This is a genomic window from Pseudoalteromonas sp. BSi20429 (assembly GCF_000238895.1).
Taxonomy (GTDB): domain Bacteria; phylum Pseudomonadota; class Gammaproteobacteria; order Enterobacterales; family Alteromonadaceae; genus Pseudoalteromonas; species Pseudoalteromonas arctica.
This window is the reverse complement of record NZ_BADV01000090.1, coordinates 26,477-43,449: the sequence shown is the minus strand read 5'-3', so window position 1 is coordinate 43,449 and position 16,973 is coordinate 26,477. Positions and strand designations below refer to the sequence as shown.

Genomic DNA, 16,973 nt, shown 5'->3' with positions numbered 1-16,973 from the left:
TCTTTTATTATGGACGGTATTTGGTTACTGCTATCAAAGTGCTATTAGCTTATTAGTAAAAATGGCTATAGACGCTCAACCAGAGTATCCATTAATTACCGGTTTAATTTATGGTGTTGGTTTTAATGTTTTAGCTGCCCATCTTATTACCAAATACGATAAGCATTGGCCAGTTATTGGCTCTGTTTTTATTGGTTGTATAGGGCTGCTTGTAGTGCCATTTTTACTGTTTGGCGAATCAGGATTACTAACAATACCTCTACTTGTTGGAATTTTATTCAGTTTGCCGCTTTGTAGTTATATTGTTGGCCTAATTAAGCTAAAACTCAGCAAAAACTAGCCCCAAACGCGGTTTATTTTGTGATAGCATAGTCGCGTCTTTTAACTAACAAAACGTGAAAAACACATTATGTCAGATAATTTTACTACAGATGCTGAAAAAGCAAGTTACGGTATTGGCTTACAAATGGGTGAGCAACTTAAGTCTAATCCTTTTGAAGGCTTAAACCTAAATTCAGTATTTGAAGGCATGAAAGATGCGTACGCTGGTAGCGCATTTCAAGTTGAGATCCCTGAGATCCAAGCTGCATTTGAAAAAATAAACGAAGAGATTCAAGCTCGTCGTGAAGAAGAGTCTAAAGTACTTTCTGCAGAAGGTATTTCATTCTTAGAAGAAAACGCAAAACGTCCTGAAATCACAGTAACTGAGTCTGGTCTTCAATACGAAGTACTAGCAACTGGCGAAGGCGAAAAGCCAACAGCTGAGTCTACAGTACGTGTTGATTACCACGGTACACTTATTAACGGTACTGTGTTTGATAGCTCATACGAGCGCGGTCAACCAGCTGAATTTCCAGTTGGTGGCGTGATCAAAGGCTGGACTGAAGCATTACAAATGATGCCTGTAGGTACTAAATGGCGTATCTACGTTCCTCATGAGCTTGCTTATGGTGAACGTGGCGCAGGTGCTGCAATCGCACCTTTCTCAACGCTTGTATTTGATGTTGAGCTACACGAAATCATTTCTTAAATTAAATAAATTTTAATTTAAGAATTTAAAAAGCCGTATTCAATTTGAATACGGCTTTTTTGTGTTTGTAATTTAAGAGTTTTATACCAATTAGCTTAATTAAGTGATCTATTTTTCGCTAAGAAAATTGTGTCGATAACAAGGCAAAAATTTCGTTGTTTAGTTGTTACCACTAATTGTTCTTGCATTGCTCTACCTCCAGCATCCATGCAGTCGTATATCAGCAATTCTTAACGCAGTTAGCGTCAGGTTTAATCCTTCAAATCGATTAAGTATTACTGCGTGTTGATATTATATATTCTAAAAATAAAAAAACCGCATTAATAAAATGCGGTTTGTAAATATATAAACTAAAAACTATTTTTAATTATTAAAAATAACCACGAACACCAAAGCGGAAGTTTCTGCCAGGTAGTGGGGCTTTATCTTTAATAAATGAGCTATGCACAAAGCCTAACTCATCAGTAATGTTATCCACGTTTATATAAAGCTGTGCATCTACACTGCCTAAACCTAATTGGTAATTAGCTTGTGCATCAAATAACGTATAGCCGTCCGTTTTTGTTTCAAATGCAGTTACATCGTTTTGATCAAAGTAATGAGTACCCGTCAGTGTTAGTTGTAAGTCACCTAAATCGTACTGTAACTCAGAGCCTAATTTATTGGCAGGGATGCGCGGTAAATTGCCTTCGTCGTCTTTTAGTTTTGCACGAGTTGAGTCACCAAATACTTTAACCATAGCGCTTGGGGTTACTTGGTAATGTGCGTCAAACTCAATTCCATAAAGCTCTGCGTCTTTACTTGTAAACTGATAAACCGCAACAGCATCGTCATGTGCACCAATAGCTGATTCTAAACCATCTTCTTCATCGTAAACTAAACCCGTATTTTCTTGGAAATAAAAGTTTTTAATATCGTTATAGAAAAAGTTAACGGTGTAACCAAAATCACCGCTAAAACGCCTAAAGCTTAAATCTAGGTTTGTTGAAGTTTCTTGCTTGATATTTTCTGGCTCAAAATGCGCTTCATTATCTTCAATGTTGTAACCAAGACCTAGCTCATAAGTGCCAGTTGCAATGTGTAAACCATTTGATAAAAGCTCTGCCGAAAGTGGTGCTCGTTCTGAATGAGAAATACTTGTCGCAATACTATGACCCGGCTTGTACTGCCAAATGGCACCGGCAGAGGCGCTTAAATTGGTAAAGCTTTTATTGTATCCAATAGTTTCTTCGTCGCTATGATCTATTTCTACTTCATCGTGGCTATGTTCGTGTGCCGTGATTTGGCTTTCAATTTTGTAATCTTCTACACGTGCACCAAGCTCTATTGTCACGTTGCCAAATTCACGCTCTTCTAGTAAATATAATGCGTTAGTTGTAGTTACACTCGCGGGTGTAAATGCTTCTTCACCAATTGCATCGTAGTCAGAATCGCTGTAGTGATAGCCCATCATTCCGTGCCAATCAGCAAACTTATGCTCTACATTTAAACGTGCTTCAGTCGTTTTATTTTTAAAAGTAGTACCAATTTCGCCATCTTCAATTTCGCTGTGTGAATAATCTGTATAGCCAACACGTAGGTTGATGGTTTCAATCCAGTTATTATGAAGAGCGTAACTTACAAGCCCTTGCCAGCGATCTTGCTCTAAATGTGCGTAAACCGGCTCTTCAGCTGCTTCATCTTCATGTCCTGCATGCTCTTCTTCAGTTTCACCTTCGTGATCGTGATGATGCTCATGCCCAGGAATACCGTAATCAGTATCAATACTACCGTAAGAAAAACCAATCGTTAAATGATCGCCAACATAGCTGGTACCAAAGTTGAGTGTTTCGCTATCAATAAAAGTATTTTCTACCGAGCTTTCGGTTTCAACATCGCCATCATCGTCGGCAATAGTAAAGGTCGGTGTTTGGTAATCATCGCCGCTGCGCTTAGTACCATCAAAATGAAAGTTAAAGCCTTCATTACCTGTTTCAAGTTTTGCTGCTACGGTGTTTGAATTTGACACCGTATCGTGGCTGTATTCAGCAGCGCCTGTAAGCTCGTCGATATTGCTAGTAGGAATACGGTTATCAACCACGTTTACAACGCCACCAATTGCACCAGAGCCATAAAGTAGGGTACTTGGACCGCGCAACACTTCAATTTGCTCTGCCGCTAGGCTGTCGCTTGATGTCGCGTGGTCTGGGCCAATACGCGACGCATCGCTGGCATCTAATCCATTTTGTGTAATTTTAACGCGAGGGCCATCTAAACCACGAATAATTGGGCTTGATGATACAGGGCCAAAGTAACTTGCATTTACGCCTGGTAAACCTTTAAGAGTTTCGCCAAGTGTTGGTTTAGATTTATTTCTTAATTCATCACCTGAGAGCACGCTTACTGGCGATATCATTTCTAGGCTGTTCTTATGAAGTGCAGAGGCATAAACAACCACTGTTTCAACCGATGTTGGTTTAAGTGACACAGACAGATTATTTGAAGATTCGGTAACAGCAATACGAGAGTCTATGTAGTTGTCTTTACTAATATGTAATTGGCTGTTTGCATCTATATCGATAGCAAACTCGCCTAAATCATTACTTTTAACGCTTTGGTTTTTGCCATGCACATGGATAGAGGCATTTTTAATTGGTTGATTTTTATCATCCATTACTTTACCAGTAACGGTTGCAGCCAAAGCTGATTGAGAACATAAAACAGAAAAAATAGCAGAGGAGATTAATGTTAACTTTGTCATGGATATATTGGTTCGTGGTTATTATGTTGTGATATAATATAACACCGCAAAATTAACGAATCAACAATGTTATAGTATAACTTTGTATTTTGCGTTCAAACCACTAAAAGTGCCGATAAACTGTTTGCTCTACTATAGAAGTTAATCTGGCATTAACTCTACTTTACTGTAACAAATCTACTCGTAGTACCCTCAAAGAATATCTGCTAATGATTATGGAGAGTAGTGTTTAAAGTATTGAATTTTATGTTTTTTACCTATAATTTATATTTTTTAATAGCTCCCTCTATTATAAAACACTTCTAAAATCCATCATATTGTTAACAGTTAATTGTTTTATGTCGTTGTTTGTGTAATTATCTTGTGTAGTTTTAACGCTTTTTAGCTATCAATTATTGCTCAAAAGTACACATTTAAACACGCACAATAGTAGGCCAACATGTTTCTCAATCCTTACAGTGTAAAATTAGCATCCTCGTTTTTTTGTTTATCGGTACTTGCAGGGTGTCACAATGCGAAAACTTCAGATCAAGATTCAACTAAAGGGGCCACTCCATTAAAAAAAGAGCATATAATTTTTGATTTTGAACAGGATAATTACAGCCAATATATAAATACAATTAATGGCTTTAGTACATTAATAAAGGAAGGTGGAAACCATAAACTAGCGGTTACATTAAAATCTAAATCTAATGTAGAAAGTGATTTTGAATTCATTAATCCAAAAGGATGGGATTGGCAAGCAACAGGAAACTTTGCCCTTGCACTTGATATACAAAACCCTGATGAGGTTTCTACTCACCTATACATAAAGACAATAGACAAGTCGGGACAATTTCAAACTCGAAGTGTTGTTGTGCCTGCTCAGTCGCAAAACACGTATTATATAGAATTAAAAGGCGTAAATTTGAATGTTAATTCAGGTATTCGCTCAAACCCACCAAGTTGGAAGAGCAGTTATACGCCAATAGTATATAGAGGCGGACAAAAAAATATCGATGTAAGTAGCATTGTTAAAGTATCATTTGGAGTAAAGGGATTACTTGAGGATAAACGTTTTTTAATAGATAACGTTCGCTTAATCAAACCAACTAATTTTGATACTCACTATCTTAAAGGGTTAGTTGATAAATTTGGGCAAAATGTAAAATTAGACTTTACCAACAAAGTATCTTCAACAGAGCAGCTACAAGTTATTTCTCAAAAAGAGCAAATTAACTTACAAAACTCACCAATGAAAGGACGTTCTAAATATAGTGGCTGGAAAAACGGCCCACAATTAAAGGCAACGGGATATTTTAGAACCGAAAAATACAAAGGGAAATGGAGTTTAGTCGACCCAGAAGGTTATCTGTTTTTTTCAACCGGCATTGATAACGTTCGTATGGCAAATACTTCAACCATAACCGGTTACGATTTTGATCAAAGCTATATCAAACAGCGTGAAGCTGGTGATTTAACACCAGAGGATTCTCTTGGGTTAAACCCGGCCCCAGAGTCAGCGTGGCCAACACGCTATAAAAGCTCAGCACTTAGAGCTGATATGTTTAATTGGTTACCCGAGCAAAATAACCCTTTAGCAGATAATTACGGCTATAGGCGCGAAGTTCACAGTGGTGCAATTAAAAGAGGTGAAACGTTTAGCTTTTATCGCGCTAATTTACAGCGAAAATATCAAACCAACAATAATAACAATTTAATGAAACAGTGGCAAAACACCACAGTGAAACGCATGCTTTCATGGGGTTTTACTTCATTTGGTAATTGGATAGAAGAAGATTATTACCATACTAATAAATTACCTTATTTTGCTAATGCGTGGATCATTGGTAATTTTAAAACGGTAAGCAGTGGCAACGACTACTGGAGCCCATTACCTGACCCATTTGATTCCTTATTTGTTGAGCGCGCTGATGTAACGCTTGCAAAAGTAGCCCAACAAGTTAAAAACAGCCCTTGGTGTGTTGGTGTATTTATTGATAACGAAAAAAGCTGGGGCATGATGAATTCTGACGCCGCACGTTATGGTATTGCTATTAATACACTTAAAAATAACGCCCAAAATAGCCCGACTAAAGCACAATTTGTTACCTTAATGAAAAATAAGTACAGCAAAATTAGCAAACTGAATGAAGCATGGAATATACGCCTTGCCTCATGGGATGAGTTTGCTGCAGGCGTCGCACTTACGCAGTTTAACGAGCAAACTAATGAAGATTTATCTACTATGTTATTTCATTACGCTAATCAGTATTTTGCCGTGGTAGACGCGGCTATTGCTAAACACCTTCCAAATCAGTTAAATATGGGGGCACGTTTTGCCGATTGGGGTATGACGCCTGAAATAAGAGCCGCCGCTGCCGCGCATGTAGATGTGATGAGCTATAACTATTACCGGGAGGGATTAAACGAAGATTTTTGGGCGTTTTTATCAGATATAAACATGCCAAGCATTATAGGTGAATTTCATAATGGTGCGCTTGATTCTGGTTTATTAAATCCAGGACTTATACATACTCAATCTCAGCAAGAGCGTGGTACTAAATATAAAAAATACATGAATAGCGTTATAGACAACCCATATTTTGTTGGTGCGCATTGGTTTCAATACATCGACTCTCCACTAACCGGACGAGCATACGATGGTGAAAACTATAATGTAGGCTTTGTAAATGTAGCTGATATTCCATACAAACCGCTTGTAGATGCAGCTAAAAGCATGAATAAATCGTTGTATGAACGTAGGTATAACAATGCTAAAAATTAAATATATACTAAGCGCATTGTGTGTTTTATGTTTGGGTGTATCTGCTAAGCAAAGTAACACACTTTTATTCGAGCAAGGCCCCTACAAAATATTTAATGAGCAAGCGCTTGAAGTGCTTAACTTAAATAGCCATGTTAAAACCCTCGCCTCGGGTTATGCTTGGCTAGAGGGGCCTGTTTGGATTAACCAAGGAGGGTATTTATTATATTCTGATATACCTAATCATCAGGTATATAAATACACTCCAGGCAAAGGAGCAAGTTTGTATTTAGCACACAGCGGCTATTCAAACGGTTTAATTGTGAATAAGCAAAATGAGCTTGTGCTTTTACAATCGCGCTCACGTGTAATATCAAAAATGAAGGCATCATTGAGTGTGCCTAAATCAAAATACTTACACATAGTTAGTCATTTCAATACGCAAAAATTTAACAGCCCTAATGATGGTGCTTTTAATGACGACGGCACGCTTTATTTTAGCGATCCCCCCTATGGTTCGCCCAATCAATTAGATGACGAAAGTAAAGAGCTTAATTTTCAGGGAGTATACTCACTTAAAAATACAGGGGAGCTTACCTTGCTAGATCGTGATCTTATTTATCCTAATGGGGTCGCATTATCAGCTGATAATAAAACCTTATATGTAGCAGCATCCAATGCAAATAAACCCGCATGGTATCAGTATCATTTAAACGATAGTGGGGCAGTGATAAGTAAATCATTATTTTATGAATTACCATCAGTAACTAAGCACGACAAAGGTTTACCGGATGGTTTAAAGGTACATAAAAGTGGGGTTATTTTTGCAACTGGACCTAACGGGTTATGGCTGTTTAATAAAAACGCTGAGCTATTAGCTCAAATTGAAATGCCAAATATTAGTGCTAATTTAACGTTTAATCAATCACAAAATCGCGTTTATATAACAGCGCATACGCAACTACTTGCACTTGATTTAAAATAACTTCGCTTTTTCTATAGCTAATTTCAAACTTTTTTAAACACAGTGATAGCGTGTGGGGTTTCATAAACTAAAACACGAATGCATTAATATTTAACTAAGTTAATTTCGTTTTATTTAACGAGATAGACTTTACAACGATCACTAGCTGTTGTAGATTGTTAACAATGAACAGTGTTATGTAAACTAATTCGGTGGCTTAATGAAAGTATCATCACAAACAATTAAAAGTGTAAAAGTCGAGTATTACCAAATTCCGTTAGCTGAAGTGCTAAGTGATGCGAAGCACGGTGATCACACTCACTTTGAAGTTATTACACTGCATATTATAACTCATGATGGTTATGAGGGGATGGGGTATACCTACACTGGCGGTAAAGGCGGTCGTGCAATTTATTCACTTCTTAACGATGAAATTAAGCCTGGTCTAATTGGACAAAATTCAATGTCTATCATGGCAATTTGGGACAAATTACAGTGGGAACTTCATTATGTTGGCCGTGGTGGTTTACTTAGTTTTGCCATATCTGCAGTCGATATAGCGCTGTGGGATATTAAATGTAAGCGTTTAAACGCGCCATTATGGCAAGTCGCGGGCGGTAGCTGTAATCAAACAAAATGTTATGCAGGTGGAATAGATTTAAACTTTAGCCAAGAAAAGCTGCTTAATAATATAGGTGGTTACCTGCAGCGTGGTTTTAATGCAGTAAAAATTAAAGTAGGTAAACCCAACTTTAAAGAAGACATAGAACGCGTAGCCGCAGTAAGAGATCTAATTGGCGAAGATAAAACGCTTATGGTAGATGCTAATTATTCAATGAGTGTCGAGCAAGCTATTCGTTTTGCCAAATCAATTGAAAAATACGACATTACTTGGTTTGAAGAACCTACCATACCTGATGATTACAAAGGCTTTGCTCGTATAGCGCAAGCTACTTCGATACCGCTTGCAATGGGTGAGAATTTACATACATTGCACGAATTTGGCTATGCGATTAGTCAAGCTAAATTAGGTTTTTTACAACCAGATGCATCAAATATTGGTGGCATAACAGGGTGGTTACATGTAGCGAGTATGGCATATACCCATAATTTACCTATTTGTAGCCATGGCATGCATGAACTACATGTATCACTGTTGGCATCTCAGCCTCACGCTGGTTTTTTAGAAGTTCATTCATTCCCTATAGATGAATATACAACACGTCCTTTAAAGCTTGAAAATGGGCAAGCGTGCGCGCCAGATATAATTGGGACGGGTGTAGAATTTGACCCTCAACTAATGAGAACACATTTAATTAAACAGTCGTAACTAGAAAAATTAGTAATAAAAGAAAAGAGTTGTTGTGTGTCCACAAATTCAGTGTAGAAATTATTTATCAAGGAATGAATGATAATCTCTTTGTCATAAGTTTTAATTTATGAGTACTGATTTTGTGGACGCTTTTATAAAGGTAAATAGTTATTGCCATTGCAAATATTGATTGTTTTACACAAACCCAAATTGCTTAGTCTGCTGTAAAACTGTTGGTTGCAATTCACACCGAGAATAGCTTCATTACCTAGATTTTAAATTAATTAGTTAGGGGCTCTCACAACTCCGTCAAAAGCCAGCTTTAATTGCTGGCTTTTTTATATTTAAAATAGCAATAAAGAGCATCAAATTACCATTTTTAAGCAAAATCAGTGTATTTGTATAATAAAGTTGCGATTAAAATGGTGTAACAAAAATAGATTAATAATAGAAATTAGGTTTCATTATGACGTCAAAAGTAACTGGTATTAGCGAGTTTCCCGATGCGTTTGCACAGCAACGAAAAGTAACAGGAATGGGTCAAATGGATGACCAAAACGATCCTGTAAATATGATCTTAGGCTTAAAAGATGTACGAAAAGCAGCGCATAATTGTGCTGTTTTTCAATCGGGTGCTAAACCTGGACGTATTGTAATTCCATCAGAAGTGGCAATACGTGAAACACGCCAAATTCCGTTTGAAGTAGACCCTCCTCAGCACGGTGGCTTTCGTGAATTATTAAACCCTTGGTTTAAACGCCCATTAGATGAATGTTACCAAGCGCGTTTACAAACCATTATTGATGAAACTATTGAAAACGCCTTTAAAGCAGAGTCGTTTGATGTGGTGTCACAATTTGCTTTACCACTTCAATCTAAAGCGTTAACGCTGTTACTTAATACCTCAATGGATAAAGCACAAACATGGATAGATTGGGGTATTCATGTATTTAGAAGTGAAGACAGTGACCTTGATGGCGATAAAGCCAATATTCTATACAACTACATTGATGAGCAAATAGAAAACGCCATTGCAATCCCGGGTGATGATTTATATTCAGTGCTTTTAAATTCACAGGCGAACGGTAAAAAGCTGAGTAAAGAAGAAGTAAAAGGTGTGATGATCCTCACCTTTGCAGGGGGGCGCGACACCGTTATAAACGCGATCACAAACTCTATTGCCTACTTTAGCGAAAACATCAGCGATTTAAAGCGTATTGATGATGAGCCTGAAATATTAAACAGGGCCGTAGAAGAACTAATTCGCTATTTTTCGCCGCTTACGCAAATGGGCCGTGTCGCTACGCAAGACACAAGTGTATGTGAGCACGCTATAAAAGCCGACACACGAGTTTCGTTATGTTGGGCGTCGGCTAATCGCGATGAAAAGGTATTCAAAAACCCTAACAATGTCGACTTCGATCGAAAAGTTAACCCGCATATTAGTTTTGGTTTTAGCCATCACAATTGTTTGGGCGCAACGCATGCCCGCCAAATTTTACGTCAACTAGTGTTATCGCTTGCTAATAAAGTTGCTCAAATAGAGGCAATAAAAGCAGATGAAAATATTGAAAAACTCGGTGAGTTTTCAAGAAAGGTTGGCTTTAACAGTCTGCACGTTAGCTTTAAATCAAAATAAAAACACCGTAGAAAATAGTTAAATAAATATAGTAACAAGTAAAAGTAGAGGATTAATACGATGGCGAAAGTAATATTTATAACCAAAACAAACGATGCAGTTGAAGTAGAAGGCGACAGTGGCTCGCTAATGGAACTGGCATCAGCAAATGGTGTTGCTGGTATTGATGGTGATTGTGGCGGTGTATGTTCGTGTGCAACGTGTCATATTTACTTAACACCGGATGACTTTAAAAAAGTAGGCACACCCGATGAGATAGAAAGCGACATGCTAGAGCTGGACGATAACGTAACGCAATACAGCCGTTTATGTTGCCAAATTGAGGTGTCTGAAAATATTGATGGCATGACCTTCAGAGTAGCCAATTAAAAGCGGGGACAGCATTATGCAAAACACACAATTAGAGCCAAACTCACTGCAGCAAAGCGTTGTTATTATTGGTGCAAGCCATGGCGGCGTTAACTTTGCATTTAACTTACGCCAGCAAGGTTGGCTGGGTAAAATTACATTACTCGATAGCGATCCTGAACTGCCATATCACAGGCCACCGCTGTCTAAAAAAACGCTGCAATCGTTAGAGGTAAAATCAATACCTTTAAAGGTGCAAAAATCCTACACAGATAGCCATATAGATTTATGTTTAGGTAAGCGTGTTATTGCAATTAATAAAGATAATAAAATAGTTACTCTTGAAAATAATAAGCATCTAGCATTTGATAAATTAGTAATCGCAACCGGTTGCTCAGCTTTTATTCCTCCAATTACAGGCCTTAGTGAAACTGTAGATGAATATGGCACCTCTCAATATTTCGCAATGCGAACACATAGTGATGCCGTAGCAATAAAAAAAGCGCTAAGTGCAAGCACTAACAAAGAAGTGGTGATTATTGGTGGAGGTTATATCGGCCTCGAATCGGCGTCATCCTTTATTGCACTTGGCGCTAAAGTAACGGTTATCGAAAAACAAGAAAAAATACTATCGCGAGTCACATCATCTGCTATGTCTAACTTTTTAACTGATTTACACAAAGCGAAGGGGGTAGACCTGCAAACAGCAAAAGATATTGTACAAATTAAGCACACAAACAATAAACATTATGTGCAATGTAGTGATGGCAGTGAGTATCCCGCCGATTTTATTTTAATTGGCGTAGGTGTAAGGCTAAATACACAACTTGCAACAGATGCTGAGCTGGTGGTTGATCAAGGCATAAAAGTAAATGACGTATGCCAAACATCACACCCTGATATCTACTCAATTGGTGATTGCACTATTCATTTTAATAAAATTTATAATCGTTGGATCAGACTTGAGTCGGTACAAAACGCAGTTGACCAAGCTAAAGTTGCTGCGCAGTTTTTAGCTAAAAATAATACGTCAGCTCCTGCACTCCCTTGGTTTTGGTCAGATCAATACGAATATAAATTACAAATAGTAGGTTTATCACAAGGCTATAACGAGATTATTAAGCGCCAAGAAGCTCCCGGTCAATTTTCACTTTGGTACTTTAATAACGACACACTGCTTTGTGTGGAAGCTGTTAATTATGCAAAGGCCTATGTACTCGGCACACAGGCTATTAAGCAAGGTTTAAAGGTAAACAAACAGGTATTGAACAATTTGACTATAGCACTTGCAAAACCTCAGTTATTTCAGGCGTAACTGCTGTCGATACTGATGCGGAGTCACTTTAAAGTGATGTTTAAACTGCTTAATAAAATACGACGGGCTAGAAAAGCTTAAATCGTAAGATATATCAGTCACCGAAACATCACTTTGCCCGAGTAACCGTGCGGCATTATATAACTTGTGCTGAATCAGGTAGTCGGAATAAGGCACTCTAAAGTGCTTTTTAAATACCCTTGAAAAATACGAAGGTGATAAATGGCAAAGGGCTGCGGCTTGCTCAAGTGACAGGTTAAGGCCGTTATTTGTTTTAAGCTCATTAATTACCGGAGCAAGCTTTTTAAAACTTGCTGAGCTACTTAATGACGTTTGCTGCTTAGATAAACTGCTTTTACCATATTCGCACACCATAGTGATTAAGCTATCAAACAGTTGAGCACAGGTTTTACTTTTAGGATTTTCGTTAAATTCGCTAAGCATCCAAGCGAGCAACTTATGAATCCTTTTTTGTATTTCAATGCTAAAGCTTAAATGCAAACCAGTTTTTAGTAATTCTATAAATTCTTGTAAGGCCTGATTATTAAGGCGTTCAGGCATAAATTGCACAATATACCAAGATTTAGGGCGCGGATTTAAAGCAAAGTCGTGGGTTTCCATAGCGGGTGTAAAAACGGCCTCAAAATCAGAAAGAATCGATTCACCTTGATGATAAAAATAAGTGCCGTCAATTTGTTCAAAAAATATAAATTCATGCACCTGATGAAAGTGCATAAAACATGAATAGCTATCGTGCTGAAGATAACTTACATGATGAATTTCGAAATCGTAACCGTCTTTTATACAAAACGGTTCACAGTAAATTGTCGGTTGCTTCATAACATAATACTTATATTTAGAGACTTAGGAGTCTACATGTACAAGGCAAAAGCTGCAATTGCAGATGGAAAAGGCGGTTTTTTCTTCGATACCGTTAATGTCGGAAAACCAAGTGCTGGCGAAGTAAAAATTAAAATAAAAGCCTCAGGTATTTGTCATACAGATTGGGATTCAATTAAAACGTGGAATAAAAAATTTATCATTGGTCATGAAGGCGCAGGAACCGTTGTTGAGTTGGGCGAAGGTATAACGGAATTTACTATCGGCGATAAAGTAATACTAAATTGGGCAATTCCGTGTGGTGAGTGTTTCCAGTGCCAAGAGGGTAATTTACACATTTGTGAAGTAAATAGCCCCGTAACTGGCAATGGTTTATGCGGACACGCAGGTAAACAAGCGTGTGAGCATAATGGCAATAGCTTAGAGCGCTCATTTCATTTAGGTACGATGAGCGAATACACCGTCGTTAAGGCTGCTGCAGTTATAAAAATACACAGTGACATTCCTTTTCCAAGTGCAAGTATTGTTGGTTGCGGCGTAATGACCGGTTATGGATCAGTGGTTAATGCAGCTAAAGTAAAAGCAGGTTCTTCAGTGGCCGTATTAGGCTGTGGAGGCGTAGGACTAAATGCAATACAAGGGGCTGCAATTTCAGGCGCCGCTAAAATAATAGCAATTGATTTGTCACCGGAGCGATTAACACAAGCTAAAGCATTTGGTGCTACACATACCGTACTTGCTAAAAAGTATGACCCTGATTTAGTTCACATGATAAACGAAGTTAAAGCGCTAACAAATAGTCGCGGAGCCGATTATGCCTTTGAGTGTACAGCAGTGCCGGCACTTGGTTCAGCGCCATTAGCATTAATACGCAGCGCGGGCGTTGCGGTGCAAGTGAGTGGCATTGAGCAAAAAATAGATTTTGATTGCGAACTATTTGAGTGGGATAAAATTTATATAAATCCGCTCTACGGGCAATGTAATCCTAAGCGCGACTTTGCTCAAATACTAGACCTTTATGACGCAAAAAAGCTCAAGCTCGATGAGCTAGTCACAAAAACTTACTCGCTAGATGAGTTACAAACAGGCTTTGACGACATGCTAGCAGGGCGTATCGCTAAAGGTGTCGTCGTGTTTGATGATTAAAGGAGTATAAAATGGCAATTCATCGTTTAGAAATATCAAATAGCAGCTACACCGCTGATAACTTTGCAACGCTAACCGCGTATAGCAGCCACTTAAAAGGGCGAGGTGATATAAGCATTTACCAAGAAGCAACCAGTAATAAAAATGTACCTATGATTGTATTACTGCATGGTGTGTATGGTAGCCACTGGGTGTGGAGCCAGCTAGGGGGTGTACATAAAGTGTATCAGCAGCTTCGTAGCAGTGGCCTTAACGAGTTTGTATTAGTGATGCCATCAGATGGCGCGCACGCCGAGGGCAGCGGGTATTTGCCACTTAAAAATGCAGATTATGAAGCATGGATAGTTGATGATGTGATTAGCGCTGTTATTCAAACTCAACCAATGTGCTCGAGCTCATCAAATATTTATATTACGGGCCTTTCAATGGGAGGGTATGGAGCATTATGTTTAGGTGCAAAGCATCCAACTATTTTTAGCGGTATATCAGCGCATTCATCAATTACTGAGCTTGACGACTTTAATCACTTTGTTGATGAACACACTCTAAAGCCACTAAAAAAAACCACTGATAAGTACAAAGGCGACGTGTTTAAAACATTGAGCGCGAATAAAAAGACATTACCGCCACTGCGATTTGATTGCGGAAAAGACGATGTACTTTTTAGTGCTAATACTGCGCTTGCAAAAAAGCTAGTTGATGAAAATGTTCCTCATACGTTCGATATTTTTGCAGGCACCCATTGCTGGGAGTATTGGCACGAACATGTAGCTAAAACTATGATCTTTTTTGCTCAATTAGAAAGCAAAACTCACACACAATTAAAATAAGGAGATAACCCATGAAAGTCATTAGCTCACTTTTAATTGCATTTGCATGTACTGCATCATGCAATTTAGTCGCACAGCCAGAAGTATCCGTAAATTTAAACGTAAAGCGAAGTATTGACGGCCTATCAACCTTTGATAGAAGCAAATATATTGTTATGCACTCGATGCTAACAACAACCGATTGGAAGGGGGAAGAAGATAAGCTCGACTACTTACTTAACGACCTTGATGTGTACTTTGGTCGTGATAACGGCTCTATGCCGTATTACGCGACTCAAGTTGAGCAAAACCCAAATAATCTAGGGTACGCAAGCCCTGAGAGTATCGCTGCTTATGGCAAAACTGCTCGCGAAGATTATTATGGTAAAACGTTGTCGAAGCTTCATAAATACGACAATAGAGCCCATGTAATGATAGGCGGGCAAATTAATCAGTTTTGGATTGGTAATCATAAAGGCAAAGGCGAATGGAGCTTTGCTAATACCGATGCCGTGGGTCAATACATGGGACATTTTGTAAATGAATTTTATCGAAATGACAACCAAGGACCGAACAAAGGCCCAGCACGCCCACAATACCTTGAAATACTTAATGAGCCACTTTACGAACTTGTTGATGTACATCACGGTAAGCCTATCGATACATTTATTTTTCATAACGAAGTAGCCCAAGGCATACGAAAAGTTAATACAAGTATTAAGATTGGTGGGTACACCACTGCCTTTCCATGGTTTGACGATAACAATTTCAATCGTTGGGATGAGCGAATGAAGCTATTTTTAGATACCAGCGGTGAATACATGGATTATTTTTCGATTCACCTTTATGACTTTGGCTACTTAAACCGCGATAAAGGCGTTGCTAACTTTAAAGGAGCCCGTATAGAAGCCACTATGGATATGATGGAGCAATACGAAAAGCTTAAACTAGGTAAGGTAAAACCTTTCATGATTTCGGAATACGGCGGGCGTGACCATAAAACAGAAGCAACGCCATGGACTGCAATAAATGACTGGCAAACTATGAAATCGTTTAGCCCTATGATGATGCAATTTATGGCTAAACCTAATCTCATACTTAAAGCCATTCCATTTAGTTTAGCAAAAGCAGAGTGGAGTGGTAATGAGGGACGCGATTATGCTTGGCGCTTACTACGCCACAATGACGAAAAAACAGGTGAAACAGGCGATGAATATGTATTCACCGACATTATTAAATTTTATCAATTGTGGTCAGATGTAAATGGCACACGTGTTAATACTGAATCAAACGAAGCCGACTTACTAGTAGATAGTTATGTAAACAATAACAAAGCATATGTAATTATCAGTAATTTAGAAACAAGTGCTAATAGCGCCTTGCTAAATTTAATAGAGCTACCAAGCAATCCGATTAATAACATTAAAATTAAGCACTTGCACTTTGCTAATGGTGAGCCAACACTTACAACAACATCACAAAATATTGGTGTAAAAAATGAGTTACCAAAAAGCATTAACATAGGCGCAGAAGCCACAGTAATTATTGAATATACGTTCAGCGACAATATAAAAATTATTGCTGAGTCTGACGAGCATAAATACTATGCAACAACCTACAAACAGGCAATTAAAGCCAATACAGCGCTTAAATTTAACATTAACGATGTAAAAACAAGTGAATATGGTAAAGGTATATTGCGTTTAAGTTTTGGTAGAGAGCATGATTTAGCTCAACAACCTATCGTCAAAGTAAATGGCACTTTAGTTACTGTACCAACCGATTATGCCGGTGATGAGCAAGTATTTCGCCCACAAGTATTTAGTATGCTTGAAATCGAAGTACCAAACGAGCTGTTAAAAACCAATAATACGATATTAGTTACATACCCAGATGATGGCGGATTTGTTAGCAGCGTGACGCTCCAAGCGTTTGAGTACAGTGATGATATTTAATTTAAAAAACTAACTATTTGTTATGATATAAAAAGCAAGGTCACTAATTATTAGTGGCCTTAGTTGTTATTCGTCCGCTTTTTAAATTCATAGACAATCTTTAATTATCACAGAAGTCTTATTAAATTT

13 protein-coding genes are annotated in these 16,973 nt (G+C 38.1%); 11 read left to right on the top strand and 2 right to left on the bottom strand.

The features are described from left to right. Both P20429_RS19890 and P20429_RS03035 read left to right on the top strand, forming a co-directional pair. Window positions 1-340: hypothetical protein (locus P20429_RS19890; RefSeq protein WP_033027104.1), on the top strand; the 340-nt coding region annotated here is incomplete at its 5' end. Between the two features lie 69 nt (window positions 341-409). Beyond that, on the top strand, window positions 410-1,030 hold the full coding sequence (locus P20429_RS03035; RefSeq protein ID WP_007586200.1) for an FKBP-type peptidyl-prolyl cis-trans isomerase: 621 nt from the start codon (window positions 410-412) through the stop codon (window positions 1,028-1,030). 370 nt (window positions 1,031-1,400) lie between these two features. Here the strand turns inward: P20429_RS03035 and P20429_RS03040 are convergent, their stop codons facing one another. Next, entirely contained in the window at window positions 1,401-3,770 is a 2,370-nt protein-coding gene (locus P20429_RS03040) for a TonB-dependent receptor (RefSeq protein ID WP_007586199.1), read from the bottom strand. A 439-nt stretch (window positions 3,771-4,209) separates the two neighbouring features. Here P20429_RS03040 and P20429_RS03045 point away from each other — a divergent pair, with 439 nt between their 5' ends. The 6 genes from P20429_RS03045 to P20429_RS03070 all read left to right on the top strand — a co-directional run bounded on the left by P20429_RS03045 (window position 4,210) and on the right by P20429_RS03070 (window position 12,094). Then, complete coding sequence (locus P20429_RS03045; RefSeq protein ID WP_007586197.1) at window positions 4,210-6,537, top strand: hypothetical protein; 2,328 nt, start codon at window positions 4,210-4,212, stop codon at window positions 6,535-6,537. Continuing rightward, window positions 6,524-7,501 carry an SMP-30/gluconolactonase/LRE family protein gene (locus tag P20429_RS03050; RefSeq protein WP_007586196.1) on the top strand — a complete coding sequence of 326 codons (978 nt, stop codon included), beginning with the start codon at window positions 6,524-6,526 and terminating at the stop codon, window positions 7,499-7,501. Before P20429_RS03045 ends, P20429_RS03050 begins: the two co-directional genes overlap by 14 nt. A 199-nt stretch (window positions 7,502-7,700) precedes the next feature. Continuing rightward, window positions 7,701-8,810, top strand: coding sequence for a mandelate racemase/muconate lactonizing enzyme family protein (locus tag P20429_RS03055; protein WP_007586195.1), 1,110 nt, complete (start codon window positions 7,701-7,703; stop codon window positions 8,808-8,810). Between the two features lie 448 nt (window positions 8,811-9,258). Beyond that, window positions 9,259-10,431, top strand: a complete 1,173-nt coding sequence (locus P20429_RS03060; RefSeq protein ID WP_007586191.1) for a cytochrome P450 — start codon at window positions 9,259-9,261, stop codon at window positions 10,429-10,431. A gap of 60 nt (window positions 10,432-10,491) precedes the next feature. Continuing rightward, window positions 10,492-10,800, top strand: a complete 309-nt coding sequence (locus P20429_RS03065) for a 2Fe-2S iron-sulfur cluster-binding protein (protein ID WP_007586189.1) — start codon at window positions 10,492-10,494, stop codon at window positions 10,798-10,800. Between the two features lie 16 nt (window positions 10,801-10,816). Beyond that, the gene (locus P20429_RS03070; protein WP_007586188.1) at window positions 10,817-12,094 is read left to right on the top strand and encodes an NAD(P)/FAD-dependent oxidoreductase; all 1,278 of its coding nucleotides are present in this window, start codon (window positions 10,817-10,819) and stop codon (window positions 12,092-12,094) included. Here P20429_RS03070 and P20429_RS03075 read toward each other — a convergent pair. Beyond that, on the bottom strand, window positions 12,080-12,934 hold the full coding sequence (locus P20429_RS03075) for a helix-turn-helix transcriptional regulator (protein WP_231611814.1): 855 nt from the start codon (window positions 12,932-12,934) through the stop codon (window positions 12,080-12,082). The genes P20429_RS03070 and P20429_RS03075 overlap by 15 nt on opposite strands. 36 nt (window positions 12,935-12,970) lie before the next feature. On the opposite strand from P20429_RS03075, the gene P20429_RS03080 reads away from it, so the two are divergent. From P20429_RS03080 to P20429_RS03090, 3 genes are read left to right on the top strand one after another with little or no spacing between them, the layout of a single operon-like run. Beyond that, complete coding sequence (locus P20429_RS03080) at window positions 12,971-14,080, top strand: Zn-dependent alcohol dehydrogenase (RefSeq protein ID WP_007586186.1); 1,110 nt, start codon at window positions 12,971-12,973, stop codon at window positions 14,078-14,080. 11 nt (window positions 14,081-14,091) lie between these two features. Continuing rightward, window positions 14,092-14,910 (top strand): alpha/beta hydrolase family protein, encoded by an 819-nt coding sequence (locus P20429_RS03085; protein WP_007586185.1) that lies wholly within the window; start codon window positions 14,092-14,094, stop codon window positions 14,908-14,910. Window positions 14,911-14,921: 11 nt separating this feature from the next. Beyond that, window positions 14,922-16,844: a hypothetical protein gene (locus P20429_RS03090; RefSeq protein ID WP_007586184.1), complete on the top strand. Its 1,923-nt coding sequence runs from the start codon at window positions 14,922-14,924 to the stop codon at window positions 16,842-16,844. The last annotated feature ends 129 nt before the right edge of the window (window positions 16,845-16,973 follow it).